This is a genomic window from Qipengyuania atrilutea, assembly GCF_013370205.1.
In the GTDB taxonomy this organism is placed as follows: Bacteria; Pseudomonadota; Alphaproteobacteria; order Sphingomonadales; family Sphingomonadaceae; genus Actirhodobacter; species Actirhodobacter atriluteus.
On sequence record NZ_JABWGV010000001.1, the window covers coordinates 271651 to 288707 of the forward strand.

The window sequence follows — 17057 nt, forward strand, 5'->3', positions numbered from 1 at the left end:
CGATGCGCGCGGCCATCCTTCCGGTGACGCCGCTGCAGCAGAACTGCTCGCTGATCTGGTGTACCGCGACGAACAAGGCCGCGATCATCGATCCCGGCGGCGATCTCGATAAACTGAAGGCGGCAATCGCAAAAGCGGGTGTCGACCTCGAAAAGATACTGATCACGCACGGTCACATCGATCACTGCGGCGAGGCTGGCGTCCTGGCGAAGGAACTCGGCTTGCCTATCGAAGGCCCGCACGAAGACGACCGCTTCTGGATCGCGCGGCTGGATGAGGACGGACAGCGCTACGGCATCAACGGCAGCGTGTTCGAGCCGGACCGCTGGCTTGCTGACGGAGACACCGTAACGGTAGGCGATCTGACGCTCGACGTCGTCCATTGTCCGGGTCACACGCCCGGCCACGTCGTCTTCATCCACCGGCCTAGCAAGTTCGCCATCGTCGGCGACGTGCTGTTCCAGGGCAGCATCGGGCGGACCGACTTTCCGATGGGCAATCACCAGGACCTGCTCGACTCCATCACGCAGAAGCTCTGGCCCTACGGCAACGACATCACCTTCATTCCGGGGCACGGTCCGACCAGCACGTTCGGGCACGAGCGCCAGACGAACCAGTTCGTCAGCGATGCCGCGCTCTCGTAAGCGCCTTTGCGGGTTGCGCTCGCGCGAAAATGCGTTATAGGCCGCCGCTTCCCGCCGATACCGGGCCATTTGATCCGGCGCACCTTGCGCGCTACCGGACCTTGGCCTAGGGCGACCGCAACAACCACGAATTCGTTTCAAGGATCAGGTGCCGCAATGGCTGTCCCTAAGAGAAAAGTTTCCCCGCACCGCCGTGGCAATCGCCGCTCGCACGACTCGCTGAAGGTTCAGGCATTCCACGAATGCTCCAACTGCGGCGAACTGAAGCGTCCGCATAACCTTTGCGGCGCCTGCGGTTTCTACAACGGACGCGAGATCGTCTCGGTCGGCCTGTAAGCCGATAACCAGCCGGAGATTGCCATGACCTTGCCGCGTATCGCTATTGACGCGATGGGCGGGGATGAAGGCGTGCGCGTGATGATCGAAGGCGCGGCGCTCGCCCGCCGGCGCCACGACCGTTTCAAGTTCCTGCTCGTCGGCGACGAAGCGCGTATCCGCAAGGCGCTCGAAACGCACCCCGGGATGACCGAGGCGAGCGAAATCCTGCACTGCGACGATGTCGTGGGCGGTGACGAGAAACCGACCAACGCCCTGCGCCGGGCCAAGACTACATCGATGGGCCTTGCCGTGAACGCGGTGAAGAAGGGCGATGCGGGCGCCGCTGTAAGCGCCGGCAATACCGGCGCGCTCATGGCGATGAGCAAGCTTGCGCTGCGGACCATGCCGGGGATCGATCGGCCCGCGCTTGCCGCACTCCTCCCGACCCTCGGCGAAAGCGACGTGATCATGCTTGATCTCGGCGCCAACCGGGAATGCGATGCCCGCAACCTCGTCCAGTTCGCGATCATGGGCGCGGCCTATTCGCGCATCGTGACCGGACGCGACAAACCGCGCGTGCGGCTGCTCAACATCGGCAGCGAGGAAACCAAAGGCACCGAAGATTTGCAGGACGCCTCTGCGCAGCTGCGCGAAGCGCGCGGCCTCGCCATGCAGTTCGATGGTTTTCTGGAAGCCGACAAGATCAACCGCGGCGAAGTCGACGTGGTGGTGACCGACGGTTTTTCCGGCAATATCGCCCTCAAGGCGATCGAGGGCACGGCGCGTTTCGTGACCGATCTGCTCAAGAACGCCTTCACCAGTTCGCTGCGGTCCAAGATTGGCTTTCTGGTTTCGCGCCCGGCAACCGAGCTTCTGAAGCACCACCTCGACCCGAACAATCACAATGGTGCGGTATTCCTCGGGCTCAACGGCGTAGTCGTGAAGAGCCACGGAAGCGCGAATGCCGCGGGCGTCGCCAACGCCGTCGCGGTTGCCGCGCGCTTGCTCGAAGACAAGCTCATTCAGCGGATCGCGGGCGACATGACCAGCCTCGACGAACAGCAACTCGGCGGAAAGCCCGTACCGCGCGCGGACAGCAGCGCGGCATGATCCGATCCGTATTGCTCGGGACCGGCTCGGCGTTGCCGCGCAATTGTGTCACCAACAGTGAACTCGAAGAGCGCGTCGATACGAGCGATGCCTGGATCCAGGAACGCACCGGAATTCGCCAGCGCTATCTCGCGGGCGAGGGCGAAACTACCGGAACGCTGGCGATAGATGCCGCAAAGGCGGCTCTCGAAGTCGCCGGTCTTAAGGGGGAGGACATCGGCCTCATCATTGTTGCAACCGCTACCCCGGACCAGACCTTTCCAGCAGTTGCGACGAGCGTCCAGCACGCGCTCGGCGCCAACGGCGGTATCGCGTTCGATGTTCAGGCAGTCTGTTCCGGCTTTCTCTACGCGCTGACAACGGCCGATTCGCTGCTGCGCACCGGCGCTGCGAAACGAGCGCTCGTGATCGGCGCGGAGACGTTCAGCCGCATTCTTGACTGGGAAGATCGGACGACCTGCGTATTGTTCGGTGACGGTGCGGGCGCGGTTGTCCTCGAAGCGAGCGAAGCCGACGATGCGCGCGGTATCCTCGGCAGCAAGCTTCACGCCGACGGACAGCACCAGGAACTGCTCTACGTCGACGGCGGCCCGTCGACGACCGGGACGGTCGGAAAACTGCGCATGAAGGGCCGCGAAGTGTTCCGCCACGCGGTCGTGAACCTCGCCGACGTACTCAACGAAGTGCTTGATGAAGCTGGCGTTTCATCCTCCCAGATCGACTGGATCGTGCCGCATCAGGCTAACCGCCGCATCCTCGATGCGACAGCCAAGAAGCTTGGATTGCCAAGCGAGAAGGTGGTCGTAACCGTGGACAAGCACGCCAATACCTCGGCCGCATCCGTGCCGCTCGCGCTTGATACGGCAATCAAGGACGGGCGCATCAAGAAAGGCGACCTCGTCATGCTCGAAGCGATGGGCGGCGGCTTCGCCTGGGGCGCTTCGCTCATCCGTATTTGAGACGAACCGGCGTTTTTGCGCGGCCATTGTCAGCGCTCCCGAAATAGCGTAGAGCCAAAAAACGCGAATTTTCAATAGCTCGCGGCATAAGATAAGGAGAGAGTATATGCGTTCGGTGGGTACGCTAACTCGGGCCGACCTGGCGGAAACGGTCAATCGCAAGATGGGCTTTTCCAGATCAGAGTCGCTCGACCTCGTCGAGGCCGTTCTGGGCCATGTCTGCGAGGCCCTTCGCAAGGGCGAAAACGTGAAGATTTCCGGTTTCGGCAGTTTCGTTTTGCGCGACAAGAAAGAACGCATCGGACGCAATCCCAAGACCGGTGTCGAAGTGCCGATCACCCCGCGCCGGGTGCTGACTTTCAGGGCGAGCCAGCTTTTGAAAGACCGTATCGCCCGCGCGTGAACAGGGAAACCGGCTTATGACAATCGAGTTCGACGACGGTAAAGATGCCGGGGCGATGCGCACGATCGGTGAAGTGAGCGCGGCGCTTGATATCAAACCGCACGTGCTGCGATACTGGGAACAGCAGTTTCCGATGCTCCGCCCGCTCAAGCGGTCGGGTAGCCGGCGGTATTACCGCGCCCGCGACGTGGCCCTGATTGAAGAAATTGACAAGCTGGTGAACCGGCAGGGCTTTACCATCAAGGGCGCGAAGAAGGCGCTCAGCGACCGGCGCGCGATCGACGAGGAAGGTAAGGAGGCATCGGTGTTCTTTACCGAAGGCGATAGCAAATCGTCGCCCGCCGAGCAGGACCTGATCGAAGAACTGAAGGACATTCGCCAGTCGCTGGCCAAGGCCGTCGACCGCTCCTGACCGCTATTCGGCCGCCAGCAGTTCCTCGGCAGCGCCGAGATCGACGCTGACGAGGCGGCTGACCCCCTGTTCCACCATCGTGACACCGAAAAGGCGGTGCATCCGGCTCATCGTAACCGCATTATGCGTGACGATCAGATAGCGCGTTTGCGTTTCGCGGACCATCGCGTCGAGGAGGTCACAAAAGCGGTCGATATTCGCATCGTCGAGCGGCGCGTCGACTTCGTCCAGCACGCAGATCGGGGCCGGGTTCGTCAGAAATAGCGCGAAGATAAGCGCGATGGCGGTCAGCGCCTGCTCTCCGCCCGAGAGAAGCGTAAGCGATTGCAGGCGTTTGCCGGGGGGCTGCGCAAAAATCTCGAGACCCGCTTCAAGCGGATCGTCGCTATCGACGAGGGCGAGGTGGGCCTGTCCCCCTTCGAAAAGGCGCGTGAAGAGGCGGCGGAAGTGGGTGTCGACCTGCTCGAAAGCGTCGCGCAGCCGTTCGCGGCCTTCGCGGTTCAGGTTCCCGATCGAGCCGCGCAGCCGGTTCACCGCCTCGGCCAGTTCAGCCTGTTCTTCGGTGCTTGCACCGTGTTCCGCCTCGATCTTCTCAAGTTCTTCTGCCGCGACGAGGTTCACGGGCCCAATGCGTTCGCGGCTCATGGTGAGCCGGTCCATCTCTTCCGATTCCGCGCCGGCGTCCGCTACGTCACCAGTTTCGAAGCCGAAGCGTTCGGGCAGGAGCGGGGGCGGCGACTGGAACCGCTCGCCCGAAATGCGGGTCATTTCGATTCGGCGGCTTTCCTGGTTTTCGGCGCGTTCGGCGAGGCCGGCCCGCGCCTCCCGCGCAGCGGCCAAGGTCTCGTTCGCTTCGGCCAGCGTTCGGTCGGCTGCGTCGGCGGTCGCCTGCGCTTCGCGGACCATCTGTTCCGCCTTGGCGAGATCCGCGGCGAGACGCGAGCGTACCGCATCGCCCTGCTCGATTTCGCGCACCAAGCCGTCCGGTTTCGCGGCGACGACGGCGCGCTCTTCCTCGATTTCGTCGAACCGGCTGGCCATTTCGGAGAGCCTGCGGGCCGCTTCGGTAGAACGGGCTTGCCAACTGCCTTGCTCCGAGCGCTGCGCCGAAAAGCGTTCGCGAGCCACTGCGAGAGCCTGATCGTGCGCAGCGAGTTCGGCGGCGGCCGCCTGCAACTGCGCTTTCGCCGCGTCGTTGCGGGCGGCTGCGGCATCCAGCGAGGCGCGTCCAGCTGCCTGATCGGGCAGAGCGTCCCGCTTCTGCTCAGCGGCCTTGCCTTCGGCGACGGCTGTTTTCATTCGCCCATCGTGTTCTTCGCCCGCCGCCGCGAGTTCTTCCAGTCGGCTTGCGAGGCGTTCCTGGGCGGCCTCCGCCTGATCGACCGTTCGCAGCGCTTGGCGCTCGGTTTCGGCGGCATCGGCGCTCGCCCGTTCGGCCGCGATAATCTGGCGCCCGATGTCCGTCAAAGCGCCTTCAACCGTACCCAAAGCGTCTTGAGCGGCGATCAAAGCGTCTTCAAGTGCGGGCAAAAGGCTCGCTAGCTGGGTATGGCGGTTGTCGGCTTCGAGCCGTGCCGCTTCGGCCGCGCCCTCTCCCCGAGCGACGAAGCCGTCCCACCGGCGTAGGGCTCCGTCCCGTGTCACCAGCCACTCGCCGGGCGAGAGCGAGCGGCCATCGTCCGCCTCTGCGAAGTGGACGAGCGCAAGTCGGGCTTTCAGCTCTTCGGGCACACTGGTCAGACAGTCGAGCAGGCTGTCCGGTACGGGTTGGGGTGCTTCGCGACCGGTCCAGTAGCGGCCGTCCTGCGGCGTTTCGGGCGCGCCGAGCGGCGATTTCGCATCGCGTCCCAGCACTGCCGCGACGGCACGTTCGTAGCCTTCCTTCGCCTTAACCTGGTCGATTGCGAGCGGCTGGCCTTCGCGCTTTTCCGCCAGCTTTTCCCGCTGCTTCCGGTCGCGGTCGAGCGCTTCATACTCGCGCTTCACACCGGCAAGTTCGGCGCGGGCGGTCGCCAGAGCAGAGGATGCCTCGTCGCGTTCCTGTTGCAGTGCGCTTTTGCGTTCCTGCATTTCGCTCAGGCGGGCGCGCTGCTTCTGTGCTGCCTCGGCAGCTTCCTCCGCTTCGCGCTTCACGACGTCGAGCGATGGTCGCTGCGCCGCTTCGGCTTCGATCGCGTCGCGCTGCTGCGCCCGGCGCGCCGCTTCTTCTTCTAGCCGGGCAATCCGCGACTGCGCCTGCGCGACTTCAGCTTCGACGATGCGCCATTCCGCCTCGACCCCGGCGTGATCCGCCGTAGCTTTCGCGAGTGCCAGTTCGCTGGACCGCGCAGCGCTCTCGGCTTTCTCGCTTGCGCGCACCAGTTCGGGCCGTTTTGCGTCGTCGGCTTCGAGCGCACGCTGGGTTTCGAGCAGCGTTCGTTCGAGCTTCGCCAGCGCCTCTGCCGCATCGCGGGTCATGCGGTCCGCGTCGCCTCGGTCTTCTTCGAGTCGGGTGCGCTGCCGCTCGAGAGCAGCAAGCCGTTCTTTGGCAGCTTCGAGCTGGCTCGTCAGCGACGCCATACGGTGTCCGTGCGCGTTTGCATCCTCGCGCCGGTCCGCCTGTTCCTCCCGCGCTTCGGCGAGCCGCGCCGCCGCTTCGTGCTGTGCCTTCTCCGCGGCTGCCGCGGCCCCCCGCGCTTCTTCCACCGCAGCGTCGGCACGTGCCGCCTCGGTGCGCGCAGTCTCTGCTGCCGCCGCCGCATCGCGCCATCGGGCGAAGACCAGCCGCGCTTCGGCGACGCGGATTTCGTCCGACAGCTTCGTGTAGCGCTCGGCCTGCCGGGCTTGCCGTTTCAGCGAAGCAATCTGCGTATCGAGGCCTGCCATCAAGTCTTCGAGTCGGGCGAGGTTCGCTTCGGTCTGGCGCAGCTTGCTTTCTGCATCGCGCCGCCGGACGTGCAGGCCCGCAATGCCTGCCGCCTCTTCGAGCATCTGGCGGCGTTCTGCTGGTTTGGCCGCGATGACCTGCGCGATCTTTCCTTGGCTGACGAGGGCAGGTGAGTGCGCCCCGGTCGCCGCATCGGCGAAGGTGAGCGATACGTCCTTCGCGCGCACGTCGTGCCCGTTGACGCGGTAGGCGCTACCTGCGCCGCGCTCGATCCGGCGCGTCACGATGAGTTCTTCGCCGTCCGCGTCCTCGGCCAGCAGCACCACTTCGGCGAAATCGCGCGCGGGCCGCTGCTCTGTGCCGGCAAAGATGACGTCTTCCATCCCGCCGGAGCGCATGGACTTGGGCGAATTTTCGCCCATGACCCAGCGGATCGCTTCGAGCAGGTTGGATTTGCCGCAGCCGTTCGGGCCGACTACGCCGGTCAGGCCGGGTTCGATGCGCAGGTCTGACGGCTCTACGAAGCTTTTAAATCCGCTAAGCTTGAGCCGTTTGATCAGCACCCGATATGTCCCGCCCCCTGCCGGCTAGCCGGCGTCAGCGTGCTCCTGCTTTTTGCAGGATCGGCTCGAGGCCGCTCCAGCTGTTGGTGTCGACCTTCTGCCCGTTGACGAAGAAGGTCGGGGTTCCCGTCACATCGAACTCGCTCGACTGGCTGTCCGAATTGTTTGCGATCGTCTCCATCGCCGAGAAATCGGAGAGGCACTGGCGCGCATCCGCTTCGCTGATGCCGCGTGCAGCGAAGAAGTCGTAGAAGCCCGCCTGATCGGCGAACGCCACGAAACGCTCGTCTTCGGGCAGCTGCAGCGTCTGGTTCATCGCTTCCGAATTGGAAAAGACCGGCTCGAGCAGCGACTGGAGATTGGCCCAGATCTGGTCGGCCAGCGGGTGGAAGCTTTCGGGCGAGCCGCAGCGCGCCAAACGCGCGAGAATCAGGTCGTGCGGACCGTGTATCTGGTTGCGGAGTTCGAAGCTGACCTTGCCGGTGTTGACGTAATCGTTCTTGAGCGGCTCAGCTCCGTTGGCTGCGAATGCAGCGCAGGCCGGGCACGTCAGCGAAGCGTATTCGACGACTTTGACCGGCGCGTCGGGATTGCCCATCAGATAGCCATCGTAATCGGTGACGGTGACTTGGTCGCGCCATTCCGTTCCTTCAGGGGCGGCGACGGCAGCGACCGGCTCGCCTTCGATCGCTGCGGCACCGCCGGCTTCATTCGTGTCGCAAGCGGAAAGCGCCAACGCGAGCGGCGCGGCGAGAGCCAGCTTCCAATGCGAGGCGATAATTTTGGCGGTCATCGAAGGGCGCTCCCTGTTACGTCGTTCGGTTGTTCGATTGATGATTTTGCAAAAACTGCAAGACGGTAGTCGAAAGAAATGATTCTTGTGAGGGGAGGGCGGTTAATTTCCACACCCCGCTCCGATTATTCCGGCTGGTTCGGCCGGTCTTCATATTCCCGATTTGGCAGAAGGCCGCCCGGCAAGATTTCCTCGGCGGTATCTTCGCTGATCGCTGCGCGCAGGATCGTTTCCAGCGCAGGCCAGCTATGCGTACCTTCTAAAAGCTGACCATTGAGTGCAAAACTTGGCGTCGATTGCACGCCGTAGCTGGCAGCCGTCTGGCGCGATCCGCTGAAGATCCGCTCTGCGGCTGCCTGATCGGCGAGGCAGCGGTCGAGTTCGATCCGCTCGTAACCGTTTTCGGTAAACATCGGATAGATGTCGAGCGCGCGGGCGATCTCGCGGCGAGCATCGACCGATCTTCCCGCTTGGTTCCACAGCGCCTTCTGTGCATCGGTCGCGTTCGCGGCAACCGGGAGCCATTCGTTCTGGCGGAACATCACGCGGTTATGGTTCGAGAGGAACTTCTGCGGATCGCCGCAATCGACCAGCATCGTCATGACGAGGTCCACCGGATTGCGGATGACCGGAACATACTCGGCGCGGACCGCCTGCGTACCGATGTAGCCGACATGCAAAGCGCCTTCGCTGCGCGCGAATTCGCCGCAGTGCGGACAGGTGTAGCTGAAGAACTCGACAAGCTCGACCGGGGCCGTTTCCGAACCCAGCCGGTGGCCGGCTTCGGTCTCGGCTGTCTGTATCGGCGCAATCTGCGCGGAAGCGGGTGCGGCAAATGCCAGAGTGCCGATGGCAGCGGCTAGGCCCAAACGGGATAAGGTCTTCATGTGTCCTGCTCTTCCTTCGTGCCCATGCTTCGGGCCAGCGATTCCAGTACCGTTCGTAACTCGGGATCGCCGATATCGCGTAAAGATTCCCCCAGTTCCATCGGGATCGGCTTGAGCGACGGCGGCGCCTTAGGGCGATGTGTGTCCTCAGGCGGCTTAACCGCGCCTTGCCGGATCTTCACCCGCGCGACCGCCCGGTAGCCGAAAAAGCGGTTCACCCGCTCCATGATCTCAGGAAGCACGTGCTGGATGAGCGGCGCATGGCCGGGCGATACGACGAGTTGCAGGATACCTTCCGCCTTTTCGCCGGGAGGAAAACGCAGCGATTCGGGAGCGCAGACCCGCGCGTGCGCGTCGCCGACGATTTCCGGCCAGCGCGATACGATACTGCTCTGCACGAAGCCGAAGCGGCGGAACGCGGTGCGCCCGATCTGCGGCATCAGTTCCGATATCTGGCGCGCGCCGCCGCCCCGCGGCCGCTCGTAGGCTTTCGCTTTCGGCTTGGCAGACGGTTTCGCAGCCTGCCGGGCTGCGCGTTTTGCCGCCGCATCGAGGTTTTTGTCGTCGCCGCTTTTCATTGCTCGCTCGCTCATGCCATAGGCGGCGCGTGACCGCCACTCCCCAAGCGCAATCGGCCCCCCAAATCGCAGCGGATCTGCTCGGCTGGTATGACGATCATGCCCGCCGCCTGCCGTGGCGCGCGATGCCGGGGGAGGAGCCGACCGATCCTTACCGCGTTTGGCTGTCGGAGATAATGTTGCAGCAGACGACCGTAGCGGCGGTAAAGCCCTACTTCGAAGCCTTCACGGTGCGCTGGCCGAGCGTCGATGCACTGGCCGCGGCAAGCGAAGAGGACGTCATGGCCGCTTGGGCGGGGCTGGGATATTATTCGCGCGCCCGCAACCTTATCGCCTGCGCACGGCTTGTCGCGGAGCGCTGCGGCTTTCCCGATACCGAGGAGGGTTTGCGCGACTTGCCCGGCATCGGCGCGTATACCGCAGCAGCAATCGCGGCGATCGCGTTCGGCAGGCGCGCGGTGGTCGTCGATGCGAATGTGGAACGGGTCGTTTCGCGCCTGTTTGCCATTACCGAGCCGTTGCCCGCATCGCGCCCGACTATTCGCGAGCGCGCCGATCAGATCACGCCGGAGCACCGTTCAGGCGACTTTGCGCAGGCGATGATGGATTTGGGTTCTTCGATCTGCACGACGCGCGCTCCGAAATGTCTGCTCTGCCCGCTGTCAGGCGACTGCGCTGCGCGTAAGACCGGCGACCCGGCACGCTTTCCGTTGAAGCTGGCGAAGAAACCGGTGCCCGAGCGGACGGGGAGGGCCTACTGGATCGAACGAGAAGGGCCGGCGGGGCGAGACGTATGGCTCGTCCAGCGGCCCGCGAAAGCGATGCTCGGCGGAATGCGGGCGCTACCCGACGACGGCTGGAGCGCGCAAAGCGACGGTAGCTGCATGCCGCCGATTGCGGGAAACTGGACGGAACTCGGCGCGGTCCGGCATGGATTCACCCACGCGAAGCTAACGCTCACCGTAGTACGATACGAGGGCGACAGGGCGCCGGACGGCGGCGAGTGGTGGCCGGTCGAACGGTTAGACGAAGCGGGGCTGCCGACGCTGTTCGCGAAAGCCGCTACGCTGGCGCTTGCTGCGGATGCCTCACAAGATTTCGCCGCCTAGCGACAAGCGAATGACCGCGATCGCGAGCACGATCAGGCAGAAGTTCCGGCCCTTGTTGCTGCTCGACAATGCGCCCGCACCGACCCCCGCAATGACAAAGGGCAGCGCGAACCAGTTGCCCCATCCGAGCAGCGGAATGGTCGAGGGGATCACGATGATGAGCGAGAAAATCCCGAGCAGGATCGATACGATGTTCAGCATGTGTCCTATATCGGTAGTACAGTCGGTGTTTGCAAGTGCAATCGGACGCGGCAACACGCGGTTCAGCTTGCCGCCGCCAACACGCTCTGCAACAGTTTCGTCCGGCGACCGCTCGCCTAATCCGAGGACTTCCCATGACCGCATTTAACCCGCTTCCTGCCGAACTGTCGCGCCGCAATCTTTTGCGCGGCGGAGGCATGGGCACCGCCGCCCTCGCGCTGTCCGGCCTTTCCGGTGCGGCTTTCGCTCAGCGCGAAGTGCGCGACGCCTCGGCGATGTGGCCCAATGTCGCCGCTTTGCAGGAACGCTACGTCGGACGGCAGCGGGTCGCCAACATGGTAAGCGCGATCGGTGTGGGCGATGCCGATACCGCCTATATCGCGGACGGTCCGCTCAGCCTCGGCGGGATGGTGCAGGCGGGGCCGGACAGCCTTTACCGCATCTACTCGATGACCAAGCCGATTACCGGCATGGCGGTGATGATGTTGATCGACGAAGGCAAGCTCGGCCTCGATCAGCCGCTGAAGGAAATCCTGCCAGCATTCGGCAATATGCGCGTGCTGAAATCGCCGACCGGCGCGCTTTCCGACACCGTTCCGGCGGAGCGGGACGTCACCATCCGGCAGTTGCTCACGCATACCGCGGGGCTGGGCTACGCGATCATTCAGACGGGTCCGATCAAGCAGGCTTACGAAACCGCGGGCATCAACCCCGCACAGGTTACGCGCCTGCCGATCCCCGGCATCGGCACGGCCAGACCCGCGCCGAGCCTCAAGGCTTTCGCGGACCGGCTTGCCGAACTGCCGCTCGTCTACCAACCCGGCACGAAGTGGAGCTATTCGGTCGGGCTCGACCTGCTCGGCAGGGTGATCGAGGTCGTCTCGGGCCAGAGCTTCGACACGTTCCTGGAAGAGCGGTTCTTCGGGCCGCTCGGCATGGACAGCACCTTTTTCACCGTCCCGCGTTCACAAGTGGCGCGCCTCACCACCAACTACGGCAACCTTGGCGGCAACCTGTTGCCGCTCGATCCGGCGCGCGCTTCGATCTATCTCGACAAGCCGGAGTTTCCCTTCGGCGGAGCTGGCCTCGTATCGAGCCCGCGCGACTATGACCGTTTCCTCCGCATGCTCGGAAATTACGGCACGTTCGAAGGCAAGCGGATCATGAGCGAGGCGGCCGTGAAGCTCGGCACGAGCGACCTGCTACCTCAAGGCGCGTCCACCGCCGGAACCTGGGTCGCAGGCGAGGGCTTCGGCGCGGGCGGCCGCTCGGGCAAGGGCGAGAATGCCGGCACGTTCGGCTGGTCGGGCGCGGCGGGAACGCTCGCCTTCGTCAATATGCTGACCGGCCTTCGCGTAGGCATGTACGTCCAATACATGCCGGACAGTTCGCTGCCGCTGCGCGACGAGTTCATAGCGGCCTTGCAACAAGACGTCTCCGCCAAGATGGGGGCTGCGAAGAAGGACGCCGCGTGAACCTGCCGAAGCCGCATATCGCCTTCTCCGGTTCGCCGATCGACCGGGCCGATCATATCCGCTGCGACCCTGACGCCCTTGCGGGCTGCATGGGGTGGCGCGCGCGGCTGCTGATGCTCGACGGACTCGCGCCGGTGATCGACGATGCCGGTATGCTCGTCTGGGGCACGCTTGCCGACTGCGATGAGGACGCCGATCTCGTCTTCCTCGGCATGATGGACGAGAAGCCCTGTTTTGCCGCGATCCCTGATGAGGGAGCGACCGGACCGTCCTACGCCAACCCGCAGATTTGGGCCGCCATACAGGCGCTCGCGCCGCCCGATCTGGCGCTCTACGGCGGCGCTCGCAGTCTGGTCGACTGGCATGCGCGGCACCGGTTCTGCGCGCGATGCGGGTCGCCGACGAAGCTCGCCAAGGGCGGATGGCAGCGCGACTGCGCGGCCTGCGAGGCGCAGCATTTTCCGCGCACCGATCCGGTCACCATAATGCTCGTCACCCACGGCGAGGGCGAGGATCGCAAGCTGCTCCTCGGCCGCCAGCCACGTTTTCCGCCGCGCGCATTTTCGGCACTCGCAGGCTTCGTCGAACCGGGCGAAAGCATCGAGGAAGCGGTTGCGCGCGAGGTGCTGGAAGAAGCCGGCATTGCGGTGCGCGACGTGACCTACATCGCGAGCCAGCCGTGGCCCTTTCCCTCGCAGTTGATGATTGGCTGCCATTCCCATGCGGACGAGGATGCACTGACGATCGACGAGACCGAACTCGAAGAAGCGCGCTGGTTTTCCCAGAACGAGGTTCAGGCCGCGATGGAAGCGGGACGTGACGGCAACGGGCCCTTCGCACCGCCGCCGCCCGCTGCGATCGCGAATGTGCTGCTGCGGTGGTGGCTCGACCAGGGCAAATGAGCGTCAATGCCTCTATCGACGGAAAGGAACGGCAAGGCTAGGGAAGCGCCCATGTCCGAAGAGCATTCACACCGAAACCCGCCCTGCCAGCTTTACCTGATCTCGCCGCTCGAAACCGGTGGCGCGTTTCCGGCCCGACTGGAGCGCGCGCTCGATGCAGGCGGAGAAGCCAACCCCGTTGCCGCATTCCAGTTTCGCGTGAAGGGCCTCGATCAGCACGAGGCGGCGCGGCTCGCCGAGCCCTTGCAGGTGATCTGCGCGGAGCGCGAAGTTGCCTTCATCGTCAACGACAGCATCGCGCTCGCCAAGCGGCTCGGAGCCGACGGGGTGCATTTGGGGCAGGGCGACGGAACGGTCGAGGATGCGCGCGCGGCGCTCGGGCGGGAAGCTCAGATCGGCGTGACCTGCAAGGACAGCAAGCATCTTGCGATGGAAGCGGGTGAGGCAGGCGCAGACTATGTCGCTTTCGGATCGTTCTTCGACAGCCAGACAAAGCAGAGCGACGCCCGTCCCGATCTCGAAATCCTCGAATGGTGGCAGACCCTGTTCGAGCTACCCTGCGTCGCGATCGGCGGGATCACGCCTGCGAACTGCGCCCCGCTGATCGCGGCGGGTGCGGACTTCCTCGCGGTTTCCGGCGCTATATGGAACGGCGACGAAGTCGCTGCGGTAAAAGCGTTTTCGGATATAATCGCCGCATCGTGAGTTTACTGTCTTGATGAAGGGGGCGCGCTGCGACGCCCCTTGGAGGACAGATTTATGAGAATTTTGCTTGCCGCCGCCTCGGCCCTTGCACTTGCCGCGTGCGGAATGAACGGCACCGACCGTTACGAAGACGAACAGAAGACGGCAGAGGCCGATACGGGCTCCGATCTCGGATACGAGACCTACAGCGACGATAACGAGGCCGATACGATGGCCTCGAACGATGCCGCCTTTATGAACGCATCCGCGAGCGGCGACAACGAGGGTACGAACGGGGCGATGACGAGCTCCGGCAATTCCTCGTCCGGCGCGAGCGATACCATGATCGAAGACCCGGAAGATCGTCCGATCATGCAGGCGCAGGTCGTGCTCGACCGGCGGGGCTTCGGGCCGGGCGTCATCGACGGCAAGATGGGCATGAGCACCGAGAACGCGCTGATGGGCTTCCAGGAAGCGAACGGGCTCGATCAGAGCGGCGAACTCGACGAAGCGACCAAAGAGGCACTTTCCGAATGGGAGCGCATTCCTGCGACGCGCGTGGTAACCGTTCCGCAGAACTGGGCGCAGATCAGCTACACCGACATTCCGGAAAGTACGGAAGCCAAGGCCGAGCTTCAGCGGCTCGGTTACAAGAGTATCGACGAAAAGCTCGCGGAACGCTTCCATACCACGCTCGACGTACTGAGACGCCTCAATCCGAACGGCCGCCCTGCCGGAATGGAAGCAAGCGGCAGTTCGGCATCGTCCACGCCGACGCCTTCTCCGACCCCGAGCGGGACGGCATCGGGTAGCGGCGATGCGCAGGCGCCGTACTTCACGGCCGGGCAGCAGATACGCGTCCCCAATATCGGCGCGGACCGGATCGAGCCGGGTGCGGTTTCCGACAAGGGCTGGCAGCAGACGCTTGCCGCTCTTGGGGTTGGCACCGAGCAGACCGAAGTCGACCGCATCGTGGTCAGCAAAGCGGGCAAGACGCTGAAGGCCTATCAGGGCGACAAGCTCGTCGCGTTGTTTACCGTGAGCAGCGGATCGAGCCAGTTTCCCCTGCCGCTCGGCGAATGGGACATCGTGGGTGAAGCTTATCTTCCGCCCTACCGCTACGATCCCGAAGTGCTCGGTAATGAGGATGCCGAAGGCGAGGTCTACGAACTTCCCCCCGGTCCGAACTCGCCGGTCGGCGTCGTATGGATCGACCTCAGCAAGGAACATTACGGCATTCACGGAACGCCCGACCCTGAGACCATCGGACGCGCGCAAAGCAGCGGCTGCGTGCGGCTGACGAACTGGGATGCGGCACGGCTCGCTGGAATGGTGACAACTTCGACAGAGGTGCTATTCGAAGCCTGATATGGCTTTGAACCTTGCAGACCGCCTGCTGACGATTGCAGCGACCGCGACAATTACCTCGGCGGTCTGGATCGTCGCAGGCGGCAGCCTGATCGAGAACGCCACGAGCGAAAGTCAGCGCGGCAGCACGCGCCCCTCGGAAGCCGCACCGAGCCCCGTCGCGAACGAAACGGTGGTGCTCGACGAAGAGACGGGCGCGACGCGAACGGTCGCCGGTTCGCTCGATAGCGATACGCCCGACCGTCCGAGCGAGATGGACGTGCGCGAGATCATGATCCCGGTTCTGAACGTGCGCCGCAGCGACCTCACCGATACCTACGAGCAATCCCGCGAGGGCGGGACGCGCTTGCACGAAGCGATCGACATCATGGCGCCCGAGGGCACGACGGTGGTCGCGGCAGCGCCCGGAACGATCGAGAAAATCTTCGTTTCGGAGCGTGGCGGCAATACGATCTACGTGCGCTCGAAGGACCGGAAGACGATCTATTATTACGCGCATCTGGCGGAATACGCCAAGGGCCTGAAGGAAGGGCAGCGTGTGCGCCGGGGGCAGCGTCTCGGTTCGGTCGGCAGTACCGGCAATGCGGAGAAAGACGCGCCGCATCTGCATTTCCAGATCCTGCGCACGACGGCCGGTTCGGAATGGTGGGAGCCCGCTCCCGCGATCAATCCTTACCCGGTCCTGACCGGCACATAAACGCACCGAGAAGGGGTCAAGGCGCCCTCAACCGCGTTCGGAGCGGCGAATGCAGCGAAGCTTGCCCGCCGACCCGTTTGCTTCGACCTTGCGCAACCTGTTGAGCGTTTCGCGGACGAAGCGCATCCCCTTCATCGGTCCGCGGGTAAAGCGCACGTTGTCTCCGGTCAGCAGATAGGTGCCGCGTCCTTCGCTAGTGCGGTAGCTCGATCCGTTGATGAGCACGAAGTCCATGTCCTCCTGCTCGAGCCACGCCTCGCCGGTCGCATCGCCGGGCAGTCCGCATACGTAGCTGCCGAGCGGCAGTGTGCCGATCCGCCCGCCGGGCGCGGCGCTGGCGGCGCTTACTGCGGCTACCGCGAGAGCGAGGGCTGCGAAAGTCTTCGTCATAATGCGCGTCGTTACCATCCGCCGGCCCATATCGCCACCCGCCTTGCTCCATCCTGACCGAGCGGCTAAGGCGCGCGCATCATTCGGCCGGCTCTGACGGGTCCGGCAAGCGCAAAGGCTTCATCACATGAAAATCAGCGGCGTGGACATTCGTCCCGGCAATATCATCGAATATGAGAACGGCATCTGGAAAGTCGCCAAGATCCAGCATACGCAGCCGGGCAAGGGCGGCGCCTACATGCAGGTCGAGATGAAGAACCTGATGGACGGCCGCAAGACCAACGTCCGCTTCCGCAGCGCCGACACGGTCGAGAAGGTCCGCCTCGATACCAAGGAATTCCAGTATCTCTATGCTGAAGGCGACATGCTGGTATTCATGGACCAGGAAACCTTCGAGCAGATTAACCTGCCCGCCGACCTGATCGGTGACGCGGTCGAATTCCTGGAAGACGGGATGGAAGTAACGCTCGAACTCCATGAGGAAAAACCAATCAGCGTGGCGCTGCCCGAGCAGGTCGAAGCCGTCATCACCGAGGCCGATGCTGTTGTGAAGGGGCAGACGGCATCATCCAGCTACAAGCCCGCGATCCTCGAGAACGGGGTGCGCGTGATGGTTCCGCCGCATATCGAGAGCGGGACGCGCATCGTGGTCGACGTCTACGAGCGCACCTATGTCGGGAAAGCGAGCTAGGTAACTC

Annotated in this window: 19 protein-coding genes; 13 read left to right on the forward strand and 6 right to left on the reverse strand. The window is 64.0% G+C overall.

Annotated elements, in window-relative coordinates; all coding sequences use genetic code 11:
* The first annotated feature begins 2 nt into the window (after positions 1–2).
* The 6 genes from HUV48_RS01355 (at position 3) to HUV48_RS01380 (ending at position 3846) form a co-directional block, all read left to right on the forward strand.
* Positions 3–644 (forward strand): MBL fold metallo-hydrolase, encoded by a 642-nt coding sequence (locus tag HUV48_RS01355; protein ID WP_176266656.1) that lies wholly within the window; start codon positions 3–5, stop codon positions 642–644.
* A gap of 156 nt (positions 645–800) precedes the next feature.
* Positions 801–980, forward strand: a complete 180-nt coding sequence (rpmF, locus tag HUV48_RS01360; protein ID WP_176265977.1) for a 50S ribosomal protein L32 — start codon at positions 801–803, stop codon at positions 978–980.
* Positions 981–1004: 24 nt separating this feature from the next.
* On the forward strand, positions 1005–2072 hold the full coding sequence (gene plsX, locus HUV48_RS01365) for a phosphate acyltransferase PlsX (protein ID WP_176265978.1): 1068 nt from the start codon (positions 1005–1007) through the stop codon (positions 2070–2072).
* Entirely contained in the window at positions 2069–3031 is a 963-nt protein-coding gene (locus tag HUV48_RS01370) for a beta-ketoacyl-ACP synthase III (protein WP_176265979.1), read from the forward strand. Before plsX ends, HUV48_RS01370 begins: the two co-directional genes overlap by 4 nt.
* A gap of 106 nt (positions 3032–3137) precedes the next feature.
* Complete coding sequence (locus HUV48_RS01375) at positions 3138–3434, forward strand: integration host factor subunit alpha (RefSeq protein ID WP_176265980.1); 297 nt, start codon at positions 3138–3140, stop codon at positions 3432–3434.
* A gap of 16 nt (positions 3435–3450) precedes the next feature.
* Positions 3451–3846, forward strand: a complete 396-nt coding sequence (locus HUV48_RS01380) for a MerR family transcriptional regulator (protein ID WP_176265981.1) — start codon at positions 3451–3453, stop codon at positions 3844–3846.
* A 3-nt stretch (positions 3847–3849) separates the two neighbouring features.
* Here the strand turns inward: HUV48_RS01380 and HUV48_RS01385 are convergent, their stop codons facing one another.
* The 4 genes from HUV48_RS01385 to HUV48_RS01400 form a co-directional block, all read right to left on the reverse strand.
* A complete protein-coding gene (locus HUV48_RS01385; protein ID WP_176265982.1) occupies positions 3850–7275 on the reverse strand; it encodes a chromosome segregation SMC family protein in 3426 nt (1141 codons plus the stop codon).
* 34 nt (positions 7276–7309) lie between these two features.
* Positions 7310–8068, reverse strand: coding sequence for a DsbA family protein (locus HUV48_RS01390; RefSeq protein ID WP_176265983.1), 759 nt, complete (start codon positions 8066–8068; stop codon positions 7310–7312).
* Between the two features lie 125 nt (positions 8069–8193).
* Positions 8194–8955: a DsbA family protein gene (locus tag HUV48_RS01395; protein ID WP_176265984.1), complete on the reverse strand. Its 762-nt coding sequence runs from the start codon at positions 8953–8955 to the stop codon at positions 8194–8196.
* Complete coding sequence (locus HUV48_RS01400; protein ID WP_404799908.1) at positions 8952–9548, reverse strand: DUF721 domain-containing protein; 597 nt, start codon at positions 9546–9548, stop codon at positions 8952–8954. The genes HUV48_RS01395 and HUV48_RS01400 overlap by 4 nt, the downstream gene beginning before the upstream one ends.
* Positions 9549–9562: 14 nt before the next feature.
* Here HUV48_RS01400 and HUV48_RS01405 point away from each other — a divergent pair, with 14 nt between their 5' ends.
* Positions 9563–10642 (forward strand): A/G-specific adenine glycosylase, encoded by a 1080-nt coding sequence (locus HUV48_RS01405; protein WP_318656028.1) that lies wholly within the window; start codon positions 9563–9565, stop codon positions 10640–10642.
* On the opposite strand, the gene HUV48_RS01410 is transcribed toward HUV48_RS01405, so the two are convergent.
* Positions 10622–10843, reverse strand: a complete 222-nt coding sequence (locus tag HUV48_RS01410) for a hypothetical protein (RefSeq protein WP_176265985.1) — start codon at positions 10841–10843, stop codon at positions 10622–10624. The genes HUV48_RS01405 and HUV48_RS01410 overlap by 21 nt on opposite strands.
* Positions 10844–10977: 134 nt before the next feature.
* On the opposite strand from HUV48_RS01410, the gene HUV48_RS01415 reads away from it, so the two are divergent.
* The 5 genes from HUV48_RS01415 to HUV48_RS01435 are packed head-to-tail and all read left to right on the forward strand — an operon-like array spanning position 10978 to position 15969.
* On the forward strand, positions 10978–12318 hold the full coding sequence (locus tag HUV48_RS01415; protein WP_176265986.1) for a serine hydrolase domain-containing protein: 1341 nt from the start codon (positions 10978–10980) through the stop codon (positions 12316–12318).
* On the forward strand, positions 12315–13220 hold the full coding sequence (nudC, locus tag HUV48_RS01420; RefSeq protein WP_404799909.1) for an NAD(+) diphosphatase: 906 nt from the start codon (positions 12315–12317) through the stop codon (positions 13218–13220). Before HUV48_RS01415 ends, nudC begins: the two co-directional genes overlap by 4 nt.
* 51 nt (positions 13221–13271) lie before the next feature.
* Complete coding sequence (gene thiE / locus HUV48_RS01425; RefSeq protein ID WP_176265987.1) at positions 13272–13925, forward strand: thiamine phosphate synthase; 654 nt, start codon at positions 13272–13274, stop codon at positions 13923–13925.
* Positions 13926–13979: 54 nt separating this feature from the next.
* On the forward strand, positions 13980–15272 hold the full coding sequence (locus tag HUV48_RS01430) for a L,D-transpeptidase family protein (RefSeq protein WP_225871475.1): 1293 nt from the start codon (positions 13980–13982) through the stop codon (positions 15270–15272).
* A 1-nt stretch (position 15273) separates the two neighbouring features.
* Positions 15274–15969: a M23 family metallopeptidase gene (locus HUV48_RS01435; protein ID WP_225871476.1), complete on the forward strand. Its 696-nt coding sequence runs from the start codon at positions 15274–15276 to the stop codon at positions 15967–15969.
* A gap of 27 nt (positions 15970–15996) precedes the next feature.
* On the opposite strand, the gene HUV48_RS01440 is transcribed toward HUV48_RS01435, so the two are convergent.
* A complete protein-coding gene (locus tag HUV48_RS01440; RefSeq protein WP_176265988.1) occupies positions 15997–16359 on the reverse strand; it encodes an elongation factor P in 363 nt (120 codons plus the stop codon).
* 127 nt (positions 16360–16486) lie between these two features.
* On the opposite strand from HUV48_RS01440, the gene efp reads away from it, so the two are divergent.
* Positions 16487–17050 carry an elongation factor P gene (efp, locus tag HUV48_RS01445; RefSeq protein ID WP_176265989.1) on the forward strand — a complete coding sequence of 188 codons (564 nt, stop codon included), beginning with the start codon at positions 16487–16489 and terminating at the stop codon, positions 17048–17050.
* Positions 17051–17057: the final 7 nt, after the last annotated feature.

Excerpts from the sequence above, each read along its gene's own strand:
- HUV48_RS01380 (WP_176265981.1), top strand. The coding sequence starts at position 3,451 with ATGACAATCGAGTTCGACGACGGTAAAGATGCCGGGGCGATGCGCACG.
- thiE (WP_176265987.1), top strand. The coding sequence starts at position 13,272 with ATGTCCGAAGAGCATTCACACCGAAACCCGCCCTGCCAGCTTTACCTG.
- plsX (WP_176265978.1), top strand. The coding sequence starts at position 1,005 with ATGACCTTGCCGCGTATCGCTATTGACGCGATGGGCGGGGATGAAGGC.
- rpmF (WP_176265977.1), top strand. The coding sequence starts at position 801 with ATGGCTGTCCCTAAGAGAAAAGTTTCCCCGCACCGCCGTGGCAATCGC.
- HUV48_RS01370 (WP_176265979.1), top strand. The coding sequence starts at position 2,069 with ATGATCCGATCCGTATTGCTCGGGACCGGCTCGGCGTTGCCGCGCAAT.
- HUV48_RS01435 (WP_225871476.1), top strand. The coding sequence starts at position 15,274 with ATGGCTTTGAACCTTGCAGACCGCCTGCTGACGATTGCAGCGACCGCG.
- HUV48_RS01375 (WP_176265980.1), top strand. The coding sequence starts at position 3,138 with ATGCGTTCGGTGGGTACGCTAACTCGGGCCGACCTGGCGGAAACGGTC.
- HUV48_RS01400 (WP_404799908.1), bottom strand. The coding sequence starts at position 9,548 with ATGAGCGAGCGAGCAATGAAAAGCGGCGACGACAAAAACCTCGATGCG.
- HUV48_RS01395 (WP_176265984.1), bottom strand. The coding sequence starts at position 8,955 with ATGAAGACCTTATCCCGTTTGGGCCTAGCCGCTGCCATCGGCACTCTG.
- HUV48_RS01430 (WP_225871475.1), top strand. The coding sequence starts at position 13,980 with ATGAGAATTTTGCTTGCCGCCGCCTCGGCCCTTGCACTTGCCGCGTGC.
- efp (WP_176265989.1), top strand. The coding sequence starts at position 16,487 with ATGAAAATCAGCGGCGTGGACATTCGTCCCGGCAATATCATCGAATAT.
- HUV48_RS01415 (WP_176265986.1), top strand. The coding sequence starts at position 10,978 with ATGACCGCATTTAACCCGCTTCCTGCCGAACTGTCGCGCCGCAATCTT.
- HUV48_RS01390 (WP_176265983.1), bottom strand. The coding sequence starts at position 8,068 with ATGACCGCCAAAATTATCGCCTCGCATTGGAAGCTGGCTCTCGCCGCG.
- HUV48_RS01355 (WP_176266656.1), top strand. The coding sequence starts at position 3 with ATGCGCGCGGCCATCCTTCCGGTGACGCCGCTGCAGCAGAACTGCTCG.
- HUV48_RS01440 (WP_176265988.1), bottom strand. The coding sequence starts at position 16,359 with ATGACGAAGACTTTCGCAGCCCTCGCTCTCGCGGTAGCCGCAGTAAGC.
- HUV48_RS01410 (WP_176265985.1), bottom strand. The coding sequence starts at position 10,843 with ATGCTGAACATCGTATCGATCCTGCTCGGGATTTTCTCGCTCATCATC.